Source organism: Microbacterium sp. KRD172 (assembly GCF_017168295.1).
Classification (GTDB): Bacteria; Actinomycetota; Actinomycetes; order Actinomycetales; family Microbacteriaceae; genus Microbacterium; species Microbacterium profundi.
Genome location: NZ_JABFAS010000002.1, coordinates 2,328,143 through 2,349,890 on the forward strand (window position 1 = coordinate 2,328,143; position 21,748 = coordinate 2,349,890).

Annotated in this window: 23 protein-coding genes and 1 tRNA gene; 11 read left to right on the top strand and 13 right to left on the bottom strand. The window is 67.2% G+C overall.

The window, feature by feature from the left end; all coding sequences use genetic code 11:
* The first annotated feature begins 9 nt into the window (after positions 1-9).
* The 4 genes from J1M43_RS11625 to J1M43_RS11640 are packed head-to-tail and all read left to right on the top strand — an operon-like array spanning position 10 to position 2,985.
* Positions 10-258 carry an exodeoxyribonuclease VII small subunit gene (locus J1M43_RS11625; RefSeq protein WP_033104850.1) on the top strand — a complete coding sequence of 83 codons (249 nt, stop codon included), beginning with the start codon at positions 10-12 and terminating at the stop codon, positions 256-258.
* Positions 255-896, top strand: a complete 642-nt coding sequence (locus tag J1M43_RS11630) for a DUF4245 family protein (RefSeq protein ID WP_206476771.1) — start codon at positions 255-257, stop codon at positions 894-896. The genes J1M43_RS11625 and J1M43_RS11630 overlap by 4 nt, the downstream gene beginning before the upstream one ends.
* Complete coding sequence (locus tag J1M43_RS11635) at positions 893-1,567, top strand: carbonic anhydrase (protein WP_206476772.1); 675 nt, start codon at positions 893-895, stop codon at positions 1,565-1,567. The genes J1M43_RS11630 and J1M43_RS11635 overlap by 4 nt, the downstream gene beginning before the upstream one ends.
* Positions 1,564-2,985 carry an aspartate ammonia-lyase gene (locus tag J1M43_RS11640; RefSeq protein ID WP_206476773.1) on the top strand — a complete coding sequence of 474 codons (1,422 nt, stop codon included), beginning with the start codon at positions 1,564-1,566 and terminating at the stop codon, positions 2,983-2,985. The genes J1M43_RS11635 and J1M43_RS11640 overlap by 4 nt, the downstream gene beginning before the upstream one ends.
* A gap of 153 nt (positions 2,986-3,138) precedes the next feature.
* On the opposite strand, the gene J1M43_RS11645 is transcribed toward J1M43_RS11640, so the two are convergent.
* Positions 3,139-3,561 carry an ASCH domain-containing protein gene (locus J1M43_RS11645; protein WP_206476774.1) on the bottom strand — a complete coding sequence of 141 codons (423 nt, stop codon included), beginning with the start codon at positions 3,559-3,561 and terminating at the stop codon, positions 3,139-3,141.
* A 208-nt stretch (positions 3,562-3,769) separates the two neighbouring features.
* Between J1M43_RS11645 and J1M43_RS11650 the strand changes: the two genes are divergently transcribed.
* Positions 3,770-4,603, top strand: coding sequence for a type IV toxin-antitoxin system AbiEi family antitoxin domain-containing protein (locus J1M43_RS11650; RefSeq protein ID WP_206476775.1), 834 nt, complete (start codon positions 3,770-3,772; stop codon positions 4,601-4,603).
* Positions 4,604-4,721: 118 nt separating this feature from the next.
* On the opposite strand, the gene J1M43_RS11655 is transcribed toward J1M43_RS11650, so the two are convergent.
* The 3 genes from J1M43_RS11655 to J1M43_RS11665 form a co-directional block, all read right to left on the bottom strand.
* A complete protein-coding gene (locus tag J1M43_RS11655; protein ID WP_206477379.1) occupies positions 4,722-5,996 on the bottom strand; it encodes a PhoH family protein in 1,275 nt (424 codons plus the stop codon).
* A 270-nt stretch (positions 5,997-6,266) separates the two neighbouring features.
* Positions 6,267-7,376, bottom strand: a complete 1,110-nt coding sequence (locus J1M43_RS11660) for an aminotransferase class V-fold PLP-dependent enzyme (RefSeq protein WP_206476776.1) — start codon at positions 7,374-7,376, stop codon at positions 6,267-6,269.
* A gap of 250 nt (positions 7,377-7,626) precedes the next feature.
* Positions 7,627-8,409 (bottom strand): isoprenyl transferase, encoded by a 783-nt coding sequence (locus J1M43_RS11665; protein ID WP_033104855.1) that lies wholly within the window; start codon positions 8,407-8,409, stop codon positions 7,627-7,629.
* Positions 8,410-8,504: 95 nt separating this feature from the next.
* Between J1M43_RS11665 and J1M43_RS11670 the strand changes: the two genes are divergently transcribed.
* Together J1M43_RS11670 and J1M43_RS11675 are read left to right on the top strand one after the other, a co-directional pair.
* Complete coding sequence (locus J1M43_RS11670; RefSeq protein WP_206476777.1) at positions 8,505-9,239, top strand: hemolysin III family protein; 735 nt, start codon at positions 8,505-8,507, stop codon at positions 9,237-9,239.
* Positions 9,185-9,646: an S-ribosylhomocysteine lyase gene (locus J1M43_RS11675; protein ID WP_234000529.1), complete on the top strand. Its 462-nt coding sequence runs from the start codon at positions 9,185-9,187 to the stop codon at positions 9,644-9,646. Before J1M43_RS11670 ends, J1M43_RS11675 begins: the two co-directional genes overlap by 55 nt.
* 12 nt (positions 9,647-9,658) lie before the next feature.
* Here J1M43_RS11675 and J1M43_RS11680 read toward each other — a convergent pair whose 3' ends face one another.
* Positions 9,659-9,961 carry a hypothetical protein gene (locus J1M43_RS11680; RefSeq protein ID WP_033104856.1) on the bottom strand — a complete coding sequence of 101 codons (303 nt, stop codon included), beginning with the start codon at positions 9,959-9,961 and terminating at the stop codon, positions 9,659-9,661.
* Positions 9,962-10,029: 68 nt separating this feature from the next.
* On the opposite strand from J1M43_RS11680, the gene J1M43_RS11685 reads away from it, so the two are divergent.
* Both J1M43_RS11685 and greA read left to right on the top strand, forming a co-directional pair.
* On the top strand, positions 10,030-10,416 hold the full coding sequence (locus tag J1M43_RS11685) for a DUF4307 domain-containing protein (protein WP_033104857.1): 387 nt from the start codon (positions 10,030-10,032) through the stop codon (positions 10,414-10,416).
* 117 nt (positions 10,417-10,533) lie between these two features.
* Positions 10,534-11,025, top strand: a complete 492-nt coding sequence (greA, locus tag J1M43_RS11690) for a transcription elongation factor GreA (protein ID WP_033104858.1) — start codon at positions 10,534-10,536, stop codon at positions 11,023-11,025.
* A gap of 78 nt (positions 11,026-11,103) precedes the next feature.
* Here greA and ilvA read toward each other — a convergent pair whose 3' ends face one another.
* Both ilvA and J1M43_RS11700 read right to left on the bottom strand, forming a co-directional pair.
* Positions 11,104-12,333 carry a threonine ammonia-lyase gene (gene ilvA, locus J1M43_RS11695; protein ID WP_033104859.1) on the bottom strand — a complete coding sequence of 410 codons (1,230 nt, stop codon included), beginning with the start codon at positions 12,331-12,333 and terminating at the stop codon, positions 11,104-11,106.
* A complete protein-coding gene (locus J1M43_RS11700) occupies positions 12,330-13,523 on the bottom strand; it encodes an AI-2E family transporter (protein ID WP_052166688.1) in 1,194 nt (397 codons plus the stop codon). The genes ilvA and J1M43_RS11700 overlap by 4 nt, the downstream gene beginning before the upstream one ends.
* An 84-nt stretch (positions 13,524-13,607) precedes the next feature.
* Between J1M43_RS11700 and J1M43_RS11705 the strand changes: the two genes are divergently transcribed.
* Positions 13,608-14,870: a winged helix-turn-helix domain-containing protein gene (locus tag J1M43_RS11705; protein ID WP_033106198.1), complete on the top strand. Its 1,263-nt coding sequence runs from the start codon at positions 13,608-13,610 to the stop codon at positions 14,868-14,870.
* Positions 14,871-14,973: 103 nt separating this feature from the next.
* Here the strand turns inward: J1M43_RS11705 and J1M43_RS11710 are convergent, their stop codons facing one another.
* The 3 genes from J1M43_RS11710 to J1M43_RS11720 all read right to left on the bottom strand — a co-directional run bounded on the left by J1M43_RS11710 (position 14,974) and on the right by J1M43_RS11720 (position 18,155).
* Positions 14,974-15,540 (bottom strand): LemA family protein, encoded by a 567-nt coding sequence (locus tag J1M43_RS11710; RefSeq protein WP_206476778.1) that lies wholly within the window; start codon positions 15,538-15,540, stop codon positions 14,974-14,976.
* A gap of 69 nt (positions 15,541-15,609) precedes the next feature.
* Positions 15,610-16,923 carry a D-arabinono-1,4-lactone oxidase gene (locus J1M43_RS11715; RefSeq protein WP_206476779.1) on the bottom strand — a complete coding sequence of 438 codons (1,314 nt, stop codon included), beginning with the start codon at positions 16,921-16,923 and terminating at the stop codon, positions 15,610-15,612.
* Positions 16,920-18,155, bottom strand: coding sequence for an alanine racemase (locus J1M43_RS11720; RefSeq protein WP_033104862.1), 1,236 nt, complete (start codon positions 18,153-18,155; stop codon positions 16,920-16,922). Before J1M43_RS11720 ends, J1M43_RS11715 begins: the two co-directional genes overlap by 4 nt.
* 57 nt (positions 18,156-18,212) lie before the next feature.
* Here J1M43_RS11720 and J1M43_RS11725 point away from each other — a divergent pair.
* Positions 18,213-18,285: transfer RNA gene (locus J1M43_RS11725), tRNA-Leu, on the top strand.
* A gap of 129 nt (positions 18,286-18,414) precedes the next feature.
* Here J1M43_RS11725 and J1M43_RS11730 read toward each other — a convergent pair.
* The 3 genes from J1M43_RS11730 to J1M43_RS11740 are packed head-to-tail and all read right to left on the bottom strand — an operon-like array spanning position 18,415 to position 21,721.
* On the bottom strand, positions 18,415-19,908 hold the full coding sequence (locus J1M43_RS11730) for an NAD(P)/FAD-dependent oxidoreductase (protein WP_206476780.1): 1,494 nt from the start codon (positions 19,906-19,908) through the stop codon (positions 18,415-18,417).
* Between the two features lie 35 nt (positions 19,909-19,943).
* Positions 19,944-21,236: a S8 family serine peptidase gene (locus J1M43_RS11735; protein ID WP_241245222.1), complete on the bottom strand. Its 1,293-nt coding sequence runs from the start codon at positions 21,234-21,236 to the stop codon at positions 19,944-19,946.
* 11 nt (positions 21,237-21,247) lie between these two features.
* Positions 21,248-21,721: a DUF501 domain-containing protein gene (locus tag J1M43_RS11740; protein ID WP_206477380.1), complete on the bottom strand. Its 474-nt coding sequence runs from the start codon at positions 21,719-21,721 to the stop codon at positions 21,248-21,250.
* Positions 21,722-21,748 lie beyond the last annotated feature (27 nt).

Sequence of the window (21,748 nt, forward strand, 5' to 3'; positions counted from 1 at the left end):
GGACGTAGGATGGAAACCGTGACTGCGCCGACCGACTCCCCTGTCGAGACCCTGTCGTTCGAGGCCGCTCGCGACGAACTCGTGCGCGTGGTCGCCGAACTCGAGCAGGGCGCCCCGACCCTCGAGCACTCCCTCGCTCTCTGGGAGCGTGGCGAGGCGCTCGCCGCACGCTGCGAGGAGTGGCTGCTGGGCGCGAAGCGCCGTCTCGATGAGGCCCGTGCCGCGGCATCCGATTCCCCCTCGAGGGAAGAATCGTGAGCAAGAGCGCTCCGATCGTCGCAGAGCTCGGACGTCCCGAGACGCCGGAGGAGACCGCTGCCCGCAAGGCGGAGTTCAGCAAGAACTACCGCGCGAGCCAGAACTTCCGCAACCTCATCGCCGCGCTGCTCGTCACTCTGGCCGTCGTCGCGGTCGTGATCTTCGCCGTCCCGCGTGGTGAGCGTGCATCCGAGACGAAGATCGATGTCTCCGCCATCGCCGCCGATGTCGAGACGACTATGGGCAGTCCGGCCGTCGTGCCCGAACTGGACGACTTCTGGCGGGTGAACGCCGCAGAGCTGCAGGGCGGCGCGACCGTCGTCTGGAACATCACCGTGGCGCCCGCCGCCGAGAACGAGCGCGGGTTCATCCGCATCGCGCAGGCATTCGACGACGACTCCTCGTGGGCCCCGCAGATGCTGAACGGTACGGCCGCCACCGACACCACGCGCATCGGCGGGCTCGAGTGGGACGTCTACTCCCTGGGACGCGACACCGAAGACAACGTCTCGTACGCGATCGGCACCCAGGCCGGCGACGACTACATCCTGCTGTACGGTTCACGCTCTGCCGATTCGACCGCCGAGCTCGCCGAGTCGCTCATTCCTCAGATCAACGTCATCGCGGAGGCCTCATGACGACACTCACCCCCACCGCGGCCTGGCAGCAGATGCTCGACGGCAACCGTCGATTCGTGAACGGCGAGCCCCGGCATCCGAATCAGGACGTGGAGCGACGTCACGATCTCGCCCATCAGCAGAATCCGGTCGCGACGCTTTTCGGATGCTCGGACTCGCGCCTGGCCGCGGAGATCATCTTCGACCTCGGCCTCGGCGACCTGTTCGTGGTGCGCAACGCCGGACAGGTGATCGGCGAGTCGATCGTCGGGAGCCTCGAGTACGCCGTCGAGATCCTCAAGGTGCCGCTGATCGTCGTGCTCGCCCACGACGAATGCGGTGCCGTGCGCGCCGCGATCGACGGCACCGCGATCGACGCCGACCCGCTGCCGCCGCACATCTGGAAGCTCATCGCACCGATCATCCCCGCCGCCCGCAAGGTGCTGGCTCAGAACGGCGGCACATCGCCCGCCGACATCGATGCCGAGCGGGTCGGACGCGAGCACCTGCGCAACACGGTGGCGAACCTGCTGCAGTCGTCCGAGCTGATCAGCGACGCGGTCGCCGAGGGCCGGCTGGGCATCGTGGGCGCCAACTACCGTCTTGCCGAGGGCACGGCCGTGCCCGCCATCTCAGTAGGAATCAACACCGGGGTCGAGGACGTCCCCGCAACCAAGGAGGGATCGCAGTGACCGACACTCACCAGCGCAGCGGCGAAGAATCGCAGGGCTACCGCATCGAGCACGACACCATGGGCGAGGTCCGTGTGCCAGTGAACGCACTGTACGGTGCGCAGACGCAGCGTGCAGTGGAGAACTTCCCGATCTCGGGCAAGGGCCTGGAGCCGGCGCAGATCGCCGCCCTCGCGCGCATCAAGAAGGCGGCGGCGCTCGCGAACAAGGAGCTCGGCACCCTCGACGGCGCCATCGCGGATGCCATCGCCGCTGCCGCCGACCGCGTGGCCTCTGGCGCGCACGACGACGAGTTCCCGGTCGACACCTACCAGACCGGTTCGGGCACCTCGTCGAACATGAACATGAACGAGGTGCTGGCGTCCATCGCCTCCAGCATCCTCGGCTCGGCTGTGCACCCGAACGACCACGTGAACGCGTCGCAGTCGTCGAACGATGTGTTCCCCACCTCCGTGCACATCGCCGTCACCCAGGCGCTCATCGACACGCTGATCCCGTCGCTGCACCACCTCGCCGTCGCCCTCGAGGCGAAGGCCGATCTGTGGAAGGATGCCGTGAAGTCGGGCCGCACGCACCTCATGGATGCGACGCCGGTCACGCTCGGCCAGGAGTTCGGCGGCTACGCCCGTCAGATGCGCCTGGGCATCGAGCGCGTGCAATCTGCACTCCCCCGCGTCGCCGAGGTTCCGCTGGGTGGCACGGCCGTCGGCACCGGCATCAACACGCCGCTCGGCTTCCCGCAGAAGGTCATCGCGCTGCTCGCGGAGGAGACCGAACTGCCGATCACCGAGGCGAAGGACCACTTCGAGGCTCAGGCCAACCGCGACGGCCTGGTTGAGGCATCCGGCGCTCTTCGCACGATCGCGGTGTCGCTGACGAAGATCAACAACGACCTGCGCTGGATGGGCTCCGGCCCGAACACCGGCCTCGGCGAGATCCACATCCCGGATCTGCAGCCCGGCTCGTCGATCATGCCCGGCAAGGTCAACCCGGTCATCCCGGAGGCCGTGCTGATGGTCTGCGCCCGCGTGATCGGCAACGACGCGACCGTGGCATGGGCGGGAGCATCCGGAGCGTTCGAGCTGAACGTCGCGATCCCCGTCATGGGCACGGCGCTGCTGGAGTCGATCCGTCTGCTGTCCAACGCCTCACGCGTGCTGGCCGACAAGACGATCGACGGTTTGAAGGCGAACACCGAGCGTGCGGCCGCGTTCGCCGGGATGTCGCCGTCGATCGTGACGCCGTTGAACAAGCTCATCGGCTACGAGGCAGCGGCGAAGATCGCCAAGCACGCCGTCGCCCAGGGCGTCACGGTGCGCGATGCCGTGATCGACCTCGGCTACGTCGAGCGCGGCGAGCTGACGCTGGAGCAGCTGGACGAGAAGCTCGACCTGCTCTCGATGACCCACCCGGGCTGAGTCCGGGTCACCTGTTCCACCTGTCGGAGCCTGTTGCGCCCGTCGGAGGTTTTGTCGAAAATCCTCCGACACCTGCAACAGGCTCCGCCGTGTGTAACATCCCGGCATCCATTCAGGATGCCGGGCATCCATTCAGCACGCCCGGCATCCGCCTCAGGAAGTCAGGGGCTCGGTTCGGAAGCGCACGAGTACGGTCTGAGTGTCGTCGTCGACGGTGAAGCTCGCGTTGCCCATCTCCTCGCGAAACTCCGGGCTGCGCCAGAACTCTTCATGTCCGGCGCGCCAGTCGGCGACGGTCGTGAATCCTTCGCCCTCGGCGACCGCGTGGTCGAGATCGACATCTGCGAGGCGCACAACACGAACCTCCGTGATCTCCTCGATGCATACCGACTCACCTGCGGAATCGATCACGATCGCCCGGTCGCCGACGGCAGGCAGCGGCTCGCCCTCGCGCTCGTACCCTACGACGAGTGAGGTCGTTGACGTCTTCTCGCCGCTGAGGATCGCCCCGACGAGCTGGTCGCGAAGCGGGCCGGGAAATGCGTACTCGGATACCGGCAGGTCGGTTTCAGGCATCCGCTCAGCTTACCCACGGATGCTGGCCTCCACGCGTGTCGCGGCCGCCGGAGTGTGTTGCACTTGTCGGATCATTTCGGCCGATTCCTCCTACGGGTGTCACACTCTCCGACGCATGCAACGCGCCCACTCTTCCTCCACATTCCGGTTCTCGTCGATCAACGGTGGATAGCCTCACCCAAGCGCTTGGACGCACCATCGTAGAAGCATGCTCGATCCATCGCAGACCATCGAACGCCTTGGCGGTATCGCACGAGGCTCTCATCTACAGCGCCTCGGCCTCACCCGTACGCAATTGTCACGCGCTGTTCGCGCAGGAAAGGTTCAGCGAGTGCGCCCCGGCGTCTTCGCCACGCACGACCTCAACGGCGACATTCGCACGGCCGCGACGCATGGCGGGGCGCTTACCTGCGCTTCCGCGCTGCGCGCTCATGAAGTCTGGGTGCTTCCCGATGACGACGGACTCCACGTCTGGATGGGACCGAGCGGTCGCGTGCACAACCATGCTGACTGCTCATGCACCAGCCACTTCTACACTGGTACGCCGCCATTCGGGTATGCCTCGATCGAGACGTCGCTGCTGCATCTGCGGCGTTGCGCCGGCGACGAGGCGTTCTTCGCCGCATACGAATCCGCGCTTCGGCTGAAACTGCTGCGGAGGGCTGCTCGACAACGCCTAATTGCAGCACTGCCAGCATCCGCTCGTTGGCTCGTCGACATCGCCCGAACCAACGCCGACAGTGGTCTCGAATCTCTGCTGCGGCTGCGTCTGCATCTTCTCGGCATCCGACTCGACTGTCAGGTCGAGATCAGCGGTGTCGGGATAGTCGACTTCGTCATCGGCGGACGTCTCATCTTGGAGGCCGACGGCAAGGTGAACCACGACGGCAAGATGCGCCACAAGGATCTGGTGCGGGATGCTGCCGCCTCCGCGCGCGGGTATGAGACTCTGCGATTCGACTACGCGCAAGTTCTGTACGACTGGCCCACTGTGCAAGCGGCCATCATCGGTGCGCTGCGCCGTCTGCGTGAATACGCCTGATGCGGCAATCCGCTGTTACATCTGAAGGAGACTGTCACACCTGTCGGACACTTTCGCCGGAAAGCTACGACAGGTGCAACACCCTCCGACAGGTGCAACATGGCCCAACCATCGACTTTCAGTTGAGCTCCCCGCCCTCCAGCAGCTCCGTGACGAGCGCCGCGATGGCCGAGCGCTCCGAGCGCATCAGCGTCACGTGCGCGAACAGGTCGTGGCCCTTCAGCGTCTCGATCACCGAGGCGATGCCGTCGTGGCGGCCGACGCGCAGGTTGTCGCGCTGTCCGACGTCATGTGTGAGCACCACCCGGGAGTTCTGACCCATCCGGCTCAGCACCGTCAGCAGCACGTTGCGCTCCAGCGACTGCGCCTCGTCGACGATCACGAACGCGTCGTGCAGCGAGCGGCCCCGGATGTGCGTGAGCGGGAGGACTTCGAGGATGCCGCGCTCCACGACCTCTTCCATGACGTTGCCCGAGACCACCGAGCCGAGGGTGTCGAAGACCGCCTGACCCCACGGGCCCATCTTCTCGCCCTGGTCGCCTGGCAGGTATCCGAGCTCCTGCCCGCCGACCGCGAACAGCGGGCGGAACACGATGATCTTCTTCTGCTGCTGCCGCTCGAGCACCGCTTCCAGCCCGGCGCACAGTGCCAGGGCCGACTTGCCCGTCCCTGCGCGACCTCCGAGCGAGACGATCCCCACATCGGGGTCGGTGAGCAGGTCGATCGCGATGCGCTGCTCAGCGGAGCGGCCGTGCATCCCGAACAGCTCGCGATCACCGCGCACCAGCTTGTACTCGCCGTCGCCGCTGATGCGGCCGAGTGCCGATCCGCGCTCGGAGTGGATGATGAGACCCGTGTTGACCGGAAGCCCTCGGGCCTCCTCGCTGATGCCGACCTCGCTCTCGTACAGGTCGCTGATCTCGTCGCCTGAGAGGTCGAGGTTCGCGATACCGGTCCAGCCGGAGTCCACGGCCTGCTCGGCGAGATACTCCTCGGCCGAGATTCCGAGAGAGGCGGCCTTGACCCGCATCGGCAGGTCCTTGGAGACGATCGTGACTTCCTGCCCGTCGTCTGCCAGGTGCATGGCCACCGCGAGGATGCGGCTGTCGTTGTCGCCGAGGCGGATGCCGCTGGGCAGCACCGATCCGTCGGTGTTGTTCAGCTCGACGCGCAGCGTGCCGCCTTCGCCGATGGGCACGGGGAAGTCGAGTCGTCCGTGCTCGATTCGCAGCTCATCCAGGTGCCGGAGCGCCTGCCGCGCGAAGTAGCCGATCTCCGGATCGTGACGTTTGCCCTCGAGCTCCGTGATCACGACGACCGGAAGAACGATCGAGTGCTCTGCGAAGCGGAAGAACGCCTGCGGATCCGACAGCAGCACCGAAGTGTCGAGCACATAGGTGCGAACGTCCTGATCCGACTTCCCTGAGGATGCCCGACGCGAGGACTGACGGGTGGACTGCTGTGCTGTACGTGTGGTCACGACCCACTCCCGACCCGGGATGTTTCCCGGCTATGCCACGAGTCGACCAGTGGGCCACGAGTCGCGATCCGAAGGCCGACCCGAACGGGCACCGTGCCCGATGCCTAGAACGTACGACCGGCCCGCCGACCCGCGTGCGCGACACGCCCGCGCGGCATATTAAGCGCAGGTGAACTCTCGCGCCTATGCCCCGAGAGTCCCGATCGCGTCATCGAGCATGCGCAGCGTCTCATCGCCCGTACCCGCGTGCGCCGCGAGACGAACGGTCGTACCACGGGTCGTGGCGACGATCCCCGCGTTCGTGAGTGCAGCGGAGAGCGCGGCCGGCTCTTCGGGCGCGAGCGTGACGATACCGGCGCGCTTGCTCTTCGTGCGCGGTGTGAGCACTGGGATGCCGTGACGGTCGGCGATCTCGAATATGCGGTCGACGCGTCCGCTGATCGCGTCGTCGATCGCTGCCACCCCGGCATCACGCACGTCGCGCAGGCCGATCGCCAGGCGGGCGACGGCGAGCTGATCGGGACTGTTGACCGCATACGCACGAGCGGATGCTGCGGGCGCCGGCAGTTCGTCGACGGGAAGCCCACCCTCCACGCCGGCGAAGCCCGACAGCACGGGGGCGATGCGCTCCCTCGCCTTTGCCGAGAACGAGGTGAAGCCGGTGCCGCGCGCGGCACGCAGCCACTTGTAGCCGTGCCCTGCCACGACGTCGGCGACGGAGTAGTCGTCGTCCACGACGCCGAACGACTGCACGGCGTCGACGATCAGCAGGCGGTCCGGGCCGAGCACGTCGCGGAGTGCTGCGAGATCGACGCGGTAGCCGGTGCGGAAGTCGACGTGGCTGACCGCGAGCGCGGTCACGTCGTCGTCGAGCGCCTCGGCCACGGCATCCGGGGTCACGAAGGTGTGTTCGGGCTCGATCCAGCGCGGAGTGAGCTCGCCCGCCGATGCCTGCGCGGCCCGTTCGAGAGTCATGCTGATGCTCGGGAACTCCGCCGACGAGGCGATGACCGTGCCCTTGAGCCCGTAGAACGCGTGCATGAGGCCGTGGGTCGACGATGGCTGCAGCGTCACCGTCTCGGCGTCTGCGTCGAGCAGTTCGGCGGCGATCTCACGAGCCTCACCGAACCGCTCACTGACGAGTGCCAGCGATGACGGACGTCCGCTGCCCAGCAGATCGGCGTCCGCGAACACCTCGGCGCGCACGGTCGGCGAAATCGGCCCGAATGCCGCCCAGTTCAGATAGCCAGGGTCGCCGTCGAAGGTTGCGACGTAGTCGTCGAGAGTGCTCACCAGAGGATTCTCCCACGTGGGCGACGCTTCGACAGGCTCAGCGAGCGCGACAGGCTCAGCGAGCGCGACAGGCTCAGCGAGCGAGACAAGCTCAGCGAGCGAGACAAGCTCAGCGAGCGAACAAGCTCAGCGAGCGAGACAAGCTCAGCGAGCGAGACAAGCTCAGCGAGCGAGACAAGCTCAGCGAGCGAGACAAGCTCAGCGAGCGAGACAAGCTCAGCGAGCGAGACAAGCTCAGCGAGCGCGACGCTCAGCGTCCGAAGCGCCGATCCCGGTCGACGTAGTCGCGGATAGCCCGCAGGAAGTCGACCTGGCGCAGGTCCGGTCCCAGTGCTTCCACGAAGTAGAACTCGCTGTGCGCGCTCTGCCAGAGCAGGAAGTCGCTGAGTCGCTGCTCGCCGCTCGTGCGGATGACGAGATCCGGATCGGGCTGGCCGCCGGTGTAGAGGTGCTCGCCGATCATCTCGGGCGTGAGGTGTGCTGCGAGATCCTCCATGGTTCCGCCTGACGCGTCGTGCTCGGCGATGATCGAGCGCACGGCGTCGACGATCTCGTTGCGCCCGCCGTAGCCCACTGCGAGGTTCACGTGCAGACCCGAATGCCCGGTGGTGCGCTCCTCCGCGTCGCGCAGCACGCGTGCCAGTTCGTCGGGAAGGATGTCGGAGCGGCCGACGTGCTTGACCCGCCAGTCGCCGTTCTGAGCGAGCGACTCCGCGAGCTCGGCGATGATCTCGATGAGATCGGCGATCTCCTTGGAGTCGCGCTTTCGCAGGTTGTCGCTGGAGAGCAGATACAGCGAGACGACGCGAACTCCGATGTCGTCGCACCAGCCGAGGAACTCCCGCATCTTGGCCGCGCCGGCGCGATGGCCGTCGGCGGGAGAATCGAGACCCAGTTGACGCGCCCAACGACGGTTGCCGTCGATCATCATCGCGACGTGATGCGGGACGGATGCCGGATCCAGCTGTCGCCGGAGCCTCTTGCCGTACAGCCGGTACAGCGGCCCCCGGCCCTCGCTCGTGCGTGCATTCACCTGCCTACGTTATCGCGTCGAGGCAACGATGCCCTGTGCGGCCGCGACGATCGCATGTACATCTGACGGCATGGACCGCGGCTTAGAGTGAGCACGTGAGCACTTCAGACGCCGACGCGATACCGGTTCCAGAGCTTCCGCTGCTCGACGCTGCAAAGGCGGACGCGGATGTCGAGATCAAGCCGACCTGGCGCGGATGGCTGCACGCCGCGACGTTCCCGGTGGCGATCGCCGCGGGCATCGTGCTGATCGTGCTGTCCGAAGGCGCGCCTGCGAAGTGGGCCGCCGCCGTCTTCATGGCGAGCTCGCTGCTGCTGTTCGGCAACTCCGCCCTGTATCACCGCATCAATTGGGACCCCAGGACCAAACTGATACTCAAGCGCATCGATCATGCCAACATCCTGCTGCTGATCGCGGGCACCTACACGCCGCTCGCGGTCAACGCGCTCGTGCCGGAGAAGGGCACGCTGCTGCTCATCCTGGTCTGGAGCGGCGCGGTCCTCGGGATCCTGTTCCGGGTGTTCTGGATCAACGCACCGCGCTGGCTGTACGTCGCCCTCTACCTCGTGCTCGGCTGGGCCGCTGTCATGTACATGGTCGACCTGCTGAACGCGAATGTCGCGATGATGGTGCTGGTCTGCGTGGGAGGGCTGCTCTACACCGGCGGCGCGATCGTCTACGCGTTGAAGAAGCCGAACCCTTGGCCGGGCCACTTCGGATTCCACGAGATCTTCCACCTGTGCACCGTGCTCGCGTTCCTGTGCCACTGGACCGCGTGCCTGCTGATCTCGATGGCGCCGTACGCGCCGTCCCTCGGCCTGCCGGGCTGATAGTAGTAGAACGCACCCTGAACGACGAAGGAGATCCCCATGGCCGATGTCGAGAGCTTCACCCTCGATCACACCGCTGTCCGGGAGGGCTGCACACCATCGAGCACGTCCTCGCCGGCCTGCTGCGCGACCACCTCGAGGGCGTCATCGACATCTCCCCGTTCGGATGCCGCACGGGCTTCCACCTGATCACCTGGGGCGAGCCGAGCGTCGCGGCGGTCGTGGCGGCCGTCCGCGTGGGGCTCACCGCGATCGCCGAGGACATCACCTGGGACGACGTCCCCGGCGTCGACGCGATCAGCTGCGGCAACTACCGGGATCACAGCCTGCACAGCGCGCGGGAGTGGTCCAGGCACATCCTCGAACAGGGCATCAGCCTTGACGCTTTCGAGCGCGTGGGAGTGTGATGTTCGGCGAGCTCAGCGCCGTGGATCGTCCTTCTCGGATGCTTCGTCGCCGTTCTCGTGCGCAGGGGCGGCGGTGCCGGCATCCGGGGTCCGCGCTTCCCGGCCTGCGGCCTCTTCCGCATCGAGCTCCTCGCGCACCTCTTCTCGATAGCGCACACGGCGCACGCGACGGTTCATGTCCCAGATGAGCAGCACCACGGCGATCACGACGATCACGGTCACGAGGAATCCGGCGGGGCCCGGTGTGACGGCGTTCGGGTCGACGGTCATCGTCGGCGTCGGAATCGGGGTCTCAGTTCCGAACTGCACGAGCATGTGTACGCCTTTCCTTCGCAGGTCGCATAACCTGGAACCACAAGCCTAACTATCGAAAGCACCTACCAGTGACGACTGCCCTCGAGCTCGATGAACGATATGGCCGCCGACGCCGCTCGCGCGCTTCGTGGATCATCGGCGGTGCGGTCGCCGTGGTGGTGATCATCATCGCCTCATGGGTGACAGTCTCGCAGTCGATCGACACGGTCGACGCCGACGACTTGAGCTTCGAACTCGTCGATGAGCGCACTGTCACGGTGCGCTTCCAGGTCACCACCCCTCAGGGTCGGGATATGGCCTGCGCGGTCGAGGCGCTCGATGAGGAGTTCGGCGTCGTCGGCTGGAAGATCGTCCAGATTCCCGCCGCAGACACTCCCATGCAGCAATTGACGGCGACCGTACCGACCGTCGCACAAGCCACGACAGGTTTGGTGAACTCCTGCTGGCCCTTATAGACTCCCCTGATACGACCGACGCCCTGGCCACTTGCCGGGGCGTCTTGGCATATCCCCACCGCCCTGACGGGCGTTCGACAACACCGCCCTGAAGGGCGTTCGACAAAGGAGCACGCTGTGTCCACAGACGCTCAGGTACCCTTCCTCACTCAAGAGGCATATGACCGGCTCGTCGCTGAGCTCGAGGCCCTGTCCACGACGGGTCGCGACGAGATCGCGAAGCGCATCGAAGCCGCCCGCGAAGAAGGCGACCTCAAGGAGAACGGCGGATATCACGCCGCGAAGGACGAGCAGGGCAAGCAGGAGGCGCGCATCCGCACGCTCGAGCAGCTCCTGAAGACCGCGAAGGTCGGCGAAGCCGTGGTCAGCCGCGGCATCGTCGAGCCCGGAACCGTCGTCACGGCACTCGTCGCCGGCGGCGAAGAGGTCTTCCTGCTCGGCAGCCGCGAGATCGCGGCATCCGGGAGCGACGTCGACGTCTACAGCGAGGCGAGCCCGCTCGGCCAGGCCATCCTCGGCCTGAAGGTCGGGGAGAAGACCTCGTACGAGGCGCCGAACGGCAAATCGATCTCGGTCGAGGTCACGAACGTCGAGACCTACGCCGGCTGAGTCCGACCCACAGACGCAGAACCGCGCCGGGACAGTGCAGCGATGCTGCTGTCTCGGCGCGGTTCTTCCGTTCCGCGATCAGTCGGGAACGACCATCGGGTCGTAGCCGGCCTGGCGGAGCGTGTCGAGTGTGAGCTCGGTGTGCTCCGCTCCCCTGGTCTCGATGCTCATCTGCAGGATGACTTCGCTGATCTGCAGTCCCTGGCCGTGCCTGGTGTGCATGACCTCCATGACATTGGCGCCGGCCTGCGAGACGAGCTCGGAGACCCTGGCGAGCTGACCGGGGCGGTCGGGCAGCGGGATGCGGATGGTCAGATAGCGACCGGATGCCGCGAGCCCGTGCGACACGACGCGCTGGAGCAGCAGCGGATCGATGTTGCCACCGGAGAGCACGGCCATGGTCTTGCCGGTGCCGGACACCTTGCCTGCGAGGATGGCGGCCACGCCGACGGCGCCCGCGGGCTCGACGACGACCTTCGCCTGCTCGAGCAGGATGAGGATCGCACGAGCGATGTCGTCGTCCGTGACGGTGACGACCTCGTCGACCAGGTCCTTGATGATCTCGAAGGGCACGGCCCCGGGCTTCGCGACGAGGATGCCGTCTGCGATGGTCGGATGCGTCTCGATCTCGACAGGATGGCCCTCGGCCAGCGAAAGCGGCATAGCGGCGGCGTTCTCGGCCTGCACTCCGATCACCCGCACGGTGCGTCCGGCCCGTGCTGCCGCAGCCTTCGCGGCGGCGGCCACACCGGCGATGAGTCCTCCGCCGCCGATGCCGACGAGGATCGTGTCGACATCAGGAGCATCCGCGATCAGTTCGAGCCCGAGGGTTCCCTGACCGATCACCACGTCGCGGTGATCGAAGGGGTGGATCATCACCGCCCCTGTACGCTCCGCGAACTCCGCCGCGAGCCGCAGCGACGTCGCGACGGTCTCGCCTTCCAGCACGACCTCGGCTCCATACCCCCGGGTGGCGAGCAGCTTGGGCACAGGCACGCCGAGTGGCATGAAGATCGTCGCGGGGATGCCGAGCGCCTGCGCGGCGAGCGCGACGCCCTGCGCGTGGTTGCCCGCGGATGCCGCCACCACACCGCGCGCGCGCTCTTCGGCCGTGAGCTTCGACAGACGGTACGCGGCACCACGGATCTTGAACGAACCGGTGCGCTGCAGGTTCTCCATCTTCAGCACGACGGACTCACCGAGGATGTCGGACAGCGCCCTGGACGGCAGGGTCGGCGTGTGCGAGATCACTCGCTCCAGCCCCCGTGCGGCTTCCTCGAACTCGCCCAGACTGGGGACTGCACTCATGTATTCCTCCGACGCCGCTCGAGCGGCACTGTACTCCAGATCAGGTCACCAGTGGGCCTGCCGCCGGTCTTCCACGAGCCGCTGCTGAGCGTCACCGCGACGACGTTCACGAAGGCTGCCAGCGGCACTGCGAACAGTGCACCGGGAATGCCGGCGATCATCGACCCACCGGCGACCACCAGAACGACGGCGAGCGGATGCACCTTGACCGCGGATCCCATCAGGATCGGCTGCAGGATGTGGCCCTCGACCTGCTGGACACCGATCACGACGACCAGCATCCAGAACGCGTTCAGCGGATCGTTGTACACAAGCGCGAGGAACACCGCCACGGCACCGGTGGCGACCGCACCGACGATCGGAATGAACGCACCGAGGAAGACGAGCACGGCGACCGGGATCGCGAGCGGGACACCGAGCAGGAAGGCGCCGATGCCGATGCCGATCGAGTCGATCGTCGCGACCAGCAACTGGGTCTTCGCGAAACTGACGACCGTTCGCCAGCCGTTGCGCGCCGCGGCGTCGACGGCGGGTCGCGCATCGCGAGGGAAGAGCATCGTCGTCCAGCGCCAGATGCCGCCGCCGTCGGCGAGCAGGCAGATCAGGATGAAGACCGTCAGGAGCATGCCGACCACGACGTGGCCGGCCGTCGAACCGATGGCGAGGGCACCGGACCACAGCAGTTGCGCCTGTTCCTGGATCAGCGCGAAGCCCTGATCGATGTAGTCCTGGATCTGCCCTGCGGACAGGTGCAGCGGGCCGTCCATCAGGTACTGCTGGAACTCGTCGAGCGCCTGCATCGTGCTCTTCTGCACCGATGGCCACTCGCGCGCGACCTGCCATCCGACGAGCCAGAGCAGGCCCGAGACGATCGCGAGCGTGCCGACGAGGGCGATCAGGATCGCGAGCCACCGCGGGAAGCGCTTGCGCAGCATCCATTCGAACACCGGCCAGAGCAGAGCCGTGATGAGGATGCCGATCAGCAGCGGGATGACGAGGAGCTTCAGCTGGATCACGATCCAGATGATGACGCCGGCGGCCGCGGCGATCAGCAGCATGCGCCAGGCGTAGCCGGCTGCGACACGCAATGACAGCGGCACTGCGTTGTCGGCCTCGGTCGTGACCGTGCGATCGGTCGGCATGCGACCCCACAGACGATCGCGCTTGCGGGGGCGCTGCTCATCCGTCATGTCGTAAGTCTAGTTCCGGTGTCGGAGGGATTCTGCGACGCGCGCTCCGACGACCATGTCGGAGGCGGACGATACGCTGACGACGTGACCGAGACCCTCAGTGCCGCGCAGGCTCGCCGCACGGCCCTGGCCGCCCAGGGGTTCACCCGACGTCGCCCGACGGCCACCGTCTCCGCCCGCCACGTGCACGGCGCGATGCAGCGCCTGGGTGTGCTGCAGATCGATTCCGTGAACGTCTTCGCGCGCAGTCACTATCTGCCGCTCTTCTCCCGGCTGGGCTCCTACGATCCGGCGCTGCTGGATCGAGTGTTCCTCTCGCGCACCACGCACTACGTGGAATACCTCGCGCACGAGGCCACGTTCGTGCCGGTCGAGGACTGGTCGCTGTGGCGCTTCCGCATGGAGGCGTTCCGCAAGCGCTGGGAGTCCGATCCGCAGTCGTGGCTGAGCCAGAACAGCCGCACGATCACATGGGTGAAGGACGAACTGCGCACCCGGGGCCCCCTGCGCCCGGCACAGCTTCGGGCCGATGCGCCGCGCGAGCGCGGCACCTGGTGGGATTGGGACGACGTGAAGCTCGCCCTCGAGCATCTCTGGCGCACCGGCGATGTCGCCATCAGCGGTCGTCGTGGGTTCGAGAGGCACTATGCGCTGGAGGAGCAGGTGATCCCCGCCGAAGTCCGCGAGCGGGTCGTACCGCGTGAGCACGCCATCCGCGAGCTCGTCCGCCGCGCCGCCCGCTCCTCCGGCGTCGCGACCGAATCCGACCTCGCCGACTACTACCGCATCCGCGATCGCGCGAGCATCCGACAGGCGATCGAAGATCTGGTCGACGACGGAGATCTGCAGCCAGTAGAGGTGCGCGGCTGGGAGCGCGGCGGCCGCCCGGTGCCCGCCTGGCTGCATCGTGATGCGGTGCTCCCCCGCCGGATCGACACCGCTGCGATCCTCACCCCGTTCGACCCAGTGGTGTGGTTCCGGGAGCGCGCGCTTCGCGCGTTCGACCTCGACTACCGCATCGAGATATACGTCCCGGCGCACAAACGGCGCTACGGCTACTACTCGCTGCCCGTGCTGGTCGGAGATCGCATCGTCGCGCGCGTCGATCTGAAGGCCGACAGGGCGACATCGACGCTTCAGGTGCAGTCCGCGTGGTGGGAACCGCAGTCGCGCGCAGAAGACGCAGAGGCGATCGCGCGCGAACTCGCACTCGCCGCGACCTGGCAGGGATTGGAGAACGTCTCGGTCTCGGGCTGGGGAGACGCCGCGGATGCCGTGGCGGGCGCCCTGCATGTCGAGCGCGGAGGCGTGCTGCGCCACGTGCATGCACGTCAGGAGTCGGCGTGAGGCGGCGCACATCTTGCGATGTGCTTCCCGGTCGCAGAGGCACCCGTCGTCCGCGGTGACGTGATCGTCGACGAAGACGACCTCGTGTTGCCGGTCTGGTGAGTCAGAACTGCACGCGTGGCGGCTCTGAGATCGCCGCGTTGTCGGCGACCTCGAAGAACTCCCGCTCGGTGAAACCGAGCCCACGGGCGAACAGGTTGTTCGGGAAGACCTTGATCTTCGTGTTCAGCTCGCGCACACCGCCGTTGTAGAAGCGGCGGGCCGCCTGGATCTTGTCCTCGGTGTCGACGAGGGCATGCTGCACCTGAAGGAAGTTCTGGCTCGCCTGCAGCTGCGGGTACGCCTCAGCGACCGCGAACAGGCTCTTCAACGCCTGCTGCAGGTGGCCCTCGGCGATTCCGGCCTCACCGGGGCTCGTCGCGGAAAGAGTCTCCGCACGAGCGCGGGTGACGTTCTCGAACACGGCCTTCTCATGCGACGCGTAGCCCTTGACCGTCTCGATGAGATTGGGAATCAGGTCGGCGCGTCTCTTGAGCTGCACGGTGATGCCGCTCCACGCCTCATCGACGCGGACATTCAATTGCACGAGGGAGTTGTAGGTCGCCCAGAAGTAGATGCCGATGAGCACCAGCACAGCGACGACGATCAGAACTGGAATGAGCCATTCCATGGCACATGACCCCCTTCATGAGTTTTACTCATCCTAACCACGGCGCCTGCGCGTGAACTGGGCGACTCGTCACTCTCCGAGCACTCGGTCAAGATGACGATTCGTGAACCTGCGATCGGGATCCAGCCGGTCGCGCACCGCTGCGAAATCGTCGAATCGCGGATAGCGCTCGCGCAGTTGCTGCGCGTTCAGGGTGTGGAGCTTGCCCCAATGCGGGCGTCCACCGTGTTCGAGGCAGATGCGTTCGACGGCCTCGAAGTAGGCCGTCGGATCGGCGCGCCAGTATCGATGCACGGCGATGTACCCGCTGGCACGGTCGTACGCCGTGGAGAGCCAGCGGTCATCCGCCGCAGCGAAGCGCACCTCGACCGGGAACTCGATCTTCCAGCCCCGCGCGGTGATGAGCGCTCGAATCGCCTGGACGGCCGGTAGGACGTTCGCCGCCGGGAGTGCGTACTCCATCTCCCGGAACCGCACGTTGCGGCGCTGTGTGAGCACCCGATGCGACAGGTCGGTGTATTCGCGGTCGCCGGTCAGCTTCACGGCGAGGCGATTGAACGGCGGCGTGATGGCCGGAAGCACCTGTCCTGCGGCGCACACCGTCCGGTACACGCCGTTGGAGAGCAGGGTCTCGTCGATCCACCTGCCGACGGTCGGCAGTGGCTTGCGCGGAGTCGATTCCGGCAACCTGGTCTGCTTCTTCGTGAGCGCCACCTCGGTGTGCGGGAACCAGTAGAACTCGAAATGGTCCGCCGCTGAGACCCGCTCGTCGAGCGTCTCCAGTACGTCATCGAGCGGCGCCGGCTCGTCGACGGCGTGCATGACGAAGGCGGGGACGCACTGCAGCGTCACGTCGACGAGGATGCCGAGTGCGCCGAGCCCCAGCGCGACGGCCGGCAGCATCTCGGTGTTCTCGGTGTCGCTCACCCGGAGGAACTCTCCCCGCGCGGTGATCAGGGTCACGCCGACGACCTGCGTCGCGAGCCCGCCGAAACGTGCCCCTGTCCCGTGAGTGCCGGAGGAGATCGCCCCGGAGATCGACTGGCGATCGATGTCGCCGAGATTCTCCATCGCGAGTCCGTACGGCGCGAGCAGGCGCGGGATCCGGTGCAGCCTGGTGCCCGCGAGCAGCGTCACACGGGCGCGGTCGGTGTCGACCGACACGAGCCCCTGCATGTCGTCGAGCTCGAGCAGCACGCCGGGAGCGACCGCGATGCCCGTGAAGCTGTGACCGGCACCGACTGCCTTGATCTGAAGGTTGTGGGCGATCGCTGCCTGCACCGCGCGCTGCACGCCCTCCGGCGTCCGGGGACGTTCGACGCTCGCCGGTCTGATCTTCGCCGAACGCGCCCAGTTGTGCCATGTTCCGCCGGGACGCGTCACAGGAACGCCTTGCCCTCGCCGCGATACGTGGGCAGCTCGTCGATCACCTCGGTGCCGGCGACCAGGTGATACGCGTCGATGCGCTCGGCGGGCTCGCCGCTCTTCGCATGGCGGAACCACACCCGGTCGCCGATGTCGAGTGTCCGCGCCGCGTCGCCGTGCAACGGCGTCTGCACCTCACCGGCGGCTTCGCGCGGCATCGTTCGCAGCCCTTGTGGCCATACCGCACGGGGCTGACGCGAGCCGAGTGCTGGACCCGACGCGATCCATCCCCCACCGAGCACCGTGGCGATGTCATCCGCCGGCCGTCGCACGACATCGAAGGCGAACGCGCTGGCAGGTGCGGGGCGGAAGGAACGGTAGCCGTCGAACAGGTGCCCACCGAGCAGGCCACTGCCCGCCGATGCCTCGGTGACGGACTCGTCACTGCCGGTGAACTCCAGCGACCCGGTGCCTCCGCCGTTGAGGAACTCCAGCGGCGCGACATCGGTGAGAGCATCCGCGATCTCGGCGCGGCGCCCGCGCAGCTCGGCCCGCGACCGCGCCTGCACCATGCGGATCACCGGCGCGTCCGAGCCGTTGTCGCCCTGACCCGCGATCTGCGCCTCGTACATCTGCAGCCCGACCAGCCGGAACCCGGGTCGGCGCGTGATCGTACGCGCGAATCCGGCGACGTCGGCGGCCGTGAACAGCGGCGAACGGCGCACGCCGATGTGCCCGAGTGCTGCAGAGCGCCATGACGCGTCGGCATCGATGGCCACCCTGATCGTCTCGCGCCGATCGTGCGGCGCGACGGCGTCGATCAGGTCGAGATGAGCGATGTCGTCGACCATCAGGGTGATGCGGGATGCGGCGACCTCGTCGTGCACCAGCCGCTCGAGGCCTGCCCGGTCGACGGTCGGATAGCCGAGCACGATGTCGTCGTGCGTCTCGGCGAGCCAGAGCGCTTCGGCGAGCGAGAAGGAGAGGATGCCGCTGTAGCCGGGAATGCGCAGCACGGCATCGAGCACGGCCCGCACGCGCACCGATTTCGAGGCGACACGGATCGGGATGCCGCCGGCGCGCACCAGCAGATCCATCGCGTTGTGACGCAGCGCATCGACATCGATCACGGCGACGGGCGCCGCGAGGTGCGAGGTGGCATCCGACAAACGCGGCCACCAGAGCGCCGGGTTGTCCCAGTCGCGTGAGGGGGCGGCTGTACGGCTCAGGTCAGCGGTGAGGTCGAGCACTCCCCCACCCTACGACGTCGGCTCGCCGACCACCGCGAAGCTAGGCTGTGAATGCACGCCCCCATAGCCCAATGGCAGAGGCAGGCGACTTAAAATCGCTTCAGTCTGGGTTCGAGTCCCAGTGGGGGCACTCTCAGCAGCTCAGGTCGCGACACCCGTGTGCGGCGGTGAGCAGCCGCCGCATCCGGGATAAAACGCAACCGGCCCATGCCGCGGCGTGATGCGCGGCATGGGCCGGTGATGAAGCGGGAGTCGCCTCTTACTTCGCTGACGCCTTGGTCGTGGCGGGCTTCTTCGCAGCGGGCTTCTTCGCAGGAGCCGCCTTCTCAGTCTTGTCGTCAGTGGGCTCCGCGGCGGCGGGCTTCGCAGCCGGCGTGGCAGCGGGCTTTGCAGCAGCGGGCTTCGCAGGCGCCGCAGCGGCAGCATCCGCTGCGGGACGCGGACGAGCGGCGAACTCCTCGAAGACGTAACGAGGGTTCTGCACGGCCTCGAGGTTCACGAGGTCGCGGCCCAGCCACAGGTTGTTCCACCAGTCCCACAGCACGCGCCACTTGCGCTCCCACGTCGGCATCGCGAGCCCGTGGTACCCACGGTGCGCGATCCAGGCGACGAACCCCTTGAGTGCAAGATCTCCGGACTGGAAGACGCCGTTGTAGAGGCCGAGACCGGCGACCGCGCCGAGGTTCTTGTGGAAGTAGTCCTTGGTCTCCTCGCCGCGGAGGACGGCGACCAGGTTCTTCGCGAGCAGCTTCGCCTGACGCACCGCGTGCTGGGCGTTCGGCACGCAGTTGCCGCCGACGCCGCCACCGGAGAGATCGGGGACGGCCGAGACATCACCGGCGGCCCACGCACCTTCGACGAACTCCTCTGCCGTGCCGACGCGCAGGTCGGCGCGGGTCTGGATGCGACCGCGCTCCTCGACCGGCAGATCGCCGCCGCGCACGACGGTGGGGTTCGCCATGACACCCGCGGTCCAGACGATGAGGTCGGTGGGGATGACCTCACCGGTGGAGATGGCGACGTTTCCGTCGACGGCGCCCTGCACCTGCGTGTCGAGGTGCACGTTCGCACCGCGCTTGGCGAGATCCTTCAGCACCCACTCGCTGGTCTTCAGCGAGACCTCGGGCATGATGCGACCCATCGCCTCGATGAGGTGGAAGTGCGTGTCCTCGAAACGCAGCGGCGGGTACTTCGACAGCAGCGACGATGCCAGTGAGCGCAGCTCGGCGAACACCTCGATGCCGGCGAAGCCGCCGCCGACGACGACAGTGGTCAGCAGGCGGTCGCGCTCGGGGCCGGCCGGCAGCGAAGCGGCCTTGTCGAAGTTCGACATCAGCTTGTCGCGTACGGCGACGGCCTCTTCGATCGTCTTGAGCCCGATCGCATTGTCGGCGATGCCGGGGATCGGGAACGTGCGCGAGACTGCGCCGGCGGTGACGACGATCTGGTCGTACTCGAGCTCGTACGGCTCCCCAACCGGAGGCGTGATGGTGGCGACCTTGTTCGCGTGATTGATGCCGGTCACCTTCGCCGTGACGACATTCGTGCGCTTCAGGTGGCGACGATGCGCGACGACAACGTGCCGTGCCTCGATCGAACCGGCCGCGACCTCAGGGAGGAACGGCTGGTACGTCATGTACGGCAGCGGGTCGACCATGGTCACGTCGGCCTCGTGCTTTCGAAGGTGCTTCTCGAGCTTCCAGGCCGTGTAGAAGCCCGCGTAGCCGCCGCCGACGATCAGAATCTTGGGCACAGTGCTGTTCTCAGGCACAGAGGGACAACTCCTAGTCAGGGTGCTGGCGTGCTTTGCTTGCGCGCCGATCGGATGCGCCGGGCAGCAGCGGTGACGCCTAGCGCGATAAGAATACCAGGCACAGTGAGTGCGATGAGCGGAAGCGTGCCGTAGCGCAGTGAATCCGCGCTCGGAAGCAGCGGAGATCCGGGCTCGGTCGGCGGATCTGCCGCGGGCAGCGGGTCGACCTGTACAGGCGTGACTTCGGGCTCCGGTGCGGGCTCAGCCTCCGCACGACGGTACAGGCGCACCCACTCCGCGAGATCGCCCATCGGATTCGCATCGACGGTCGGAACGGATGCCGTCACCGCCGCTGATGCGTTCAGAAGGCCGTATCCGTAGAGCGGATCGGGCAGATCGCTCACTCCAGGGACGGGAAGCGCGGTCTTGATGATGCGATTGATCACGTTCGCGGCATCCATATCCGGGAAGGCGGACCGGATCAGTGCCGCCACGCCCGCCACGATGGGCGATGCACCGCTGGTACCGCGCCACAGGCTCAGTTCGCCATCCGCCGAGACCCCGAGCAATCCTTCACTCGGCGCCGAGATGCCGATCGTGATCCCCTGCGTGGATGCTTCCACGCTCGCCGTGCCGGTCTGGTCGACGCCTCCGACGGTGAGCACGCCGGGGATCGTCGCCGGTGCGCCGATGACGTCGGTGCCGCTGCCCCGGTTGCCCGCCGCGACGACGACGACGACATCGTGCTCGTACGCGTACAGGAACGCGTCATCCCAGCTCTTGTCCCAGTCGAGCGTGTTCGTCGTGAACGACATGTTGATGATGTCGGCGCCCTGATCGACGGCCCAGCGGACGCCGTCGGCGACCTGCTCGACGAACGGCACGGCTGCGGCGGCGCCGAAGCCGACCGAGACCGACAGCAGCTTCGCCTCCGGCGCCACGCCGATCATGCCCGTGCCGTCGGCCTTGCCCCGACCGGCGGCAAGCGACGCCACCCACGAGCCGTGGTCGCCGTCGACGGCTCCGACGGGCGTGCGTCCGTCTGGCGTGCCGCTGCCCGAGACATCGGTGCCGTCGACGACGGCGTCGCCGAACACCGACGGCACCTTGCCGATGCCGGTGTCGATGATCGCGATCGTCACGCCTTCACCGCGCGTGGTCTTCCATGCGTCGCGGATGCCGGCACCGTCGAGCCAGTACTCCGATGCGCGCACCGGATCGGTCGGGTCGTCGGGGACGGGTCCTGGCGTCGGCGTCGGTGTGGTCGTGGCTCCGGTGAGCAGAACGGATGCCGCCACAGCCGCGACCGCGACGGTGCTGCGCAGCATCGCCTTCAGCCTCATGCGGTCGCGGCTCCGGGCTTCTCGCATTCGCAGCGCTGCGGCGACCAGGACGATCGCGCGAGCGCGGCGTCGCCGATCGGATTGACTCCGGGTCCGGCGGCCAGCGCGTGACCGGCCAGCGCGTGCAGGCACTTCACTCGCGTCGGCATGCCGCCGGCGGAGATCCCGTCGATCTCGGTCACCTCGCCGAACAGCGTCCGGTCGGCGATGTACGCCTCGTGGGCTGCCTGATATGCCGCTGCAGCCGTTTCGTCCTCGACGAGGAGAGCAGCCAGCTCGAGCATCACCTGTGTGGCCTCGAGCGTCGACATCGCGGCGGTCGCCGCGGGATGCGTGAGGTAGTAGAACGTGGGGAACGGCGATCCGTCCGGCAGACGAGGACTGGTCGCCACGACGGTCGGATTCCCGCAGACGCACCGCGCCGCGATGCCGACGACCCCGCGCGCCGAACGACCCAGCTGCGCGGACACGACGTCGATCTCGGCAGTGGTGGGCGG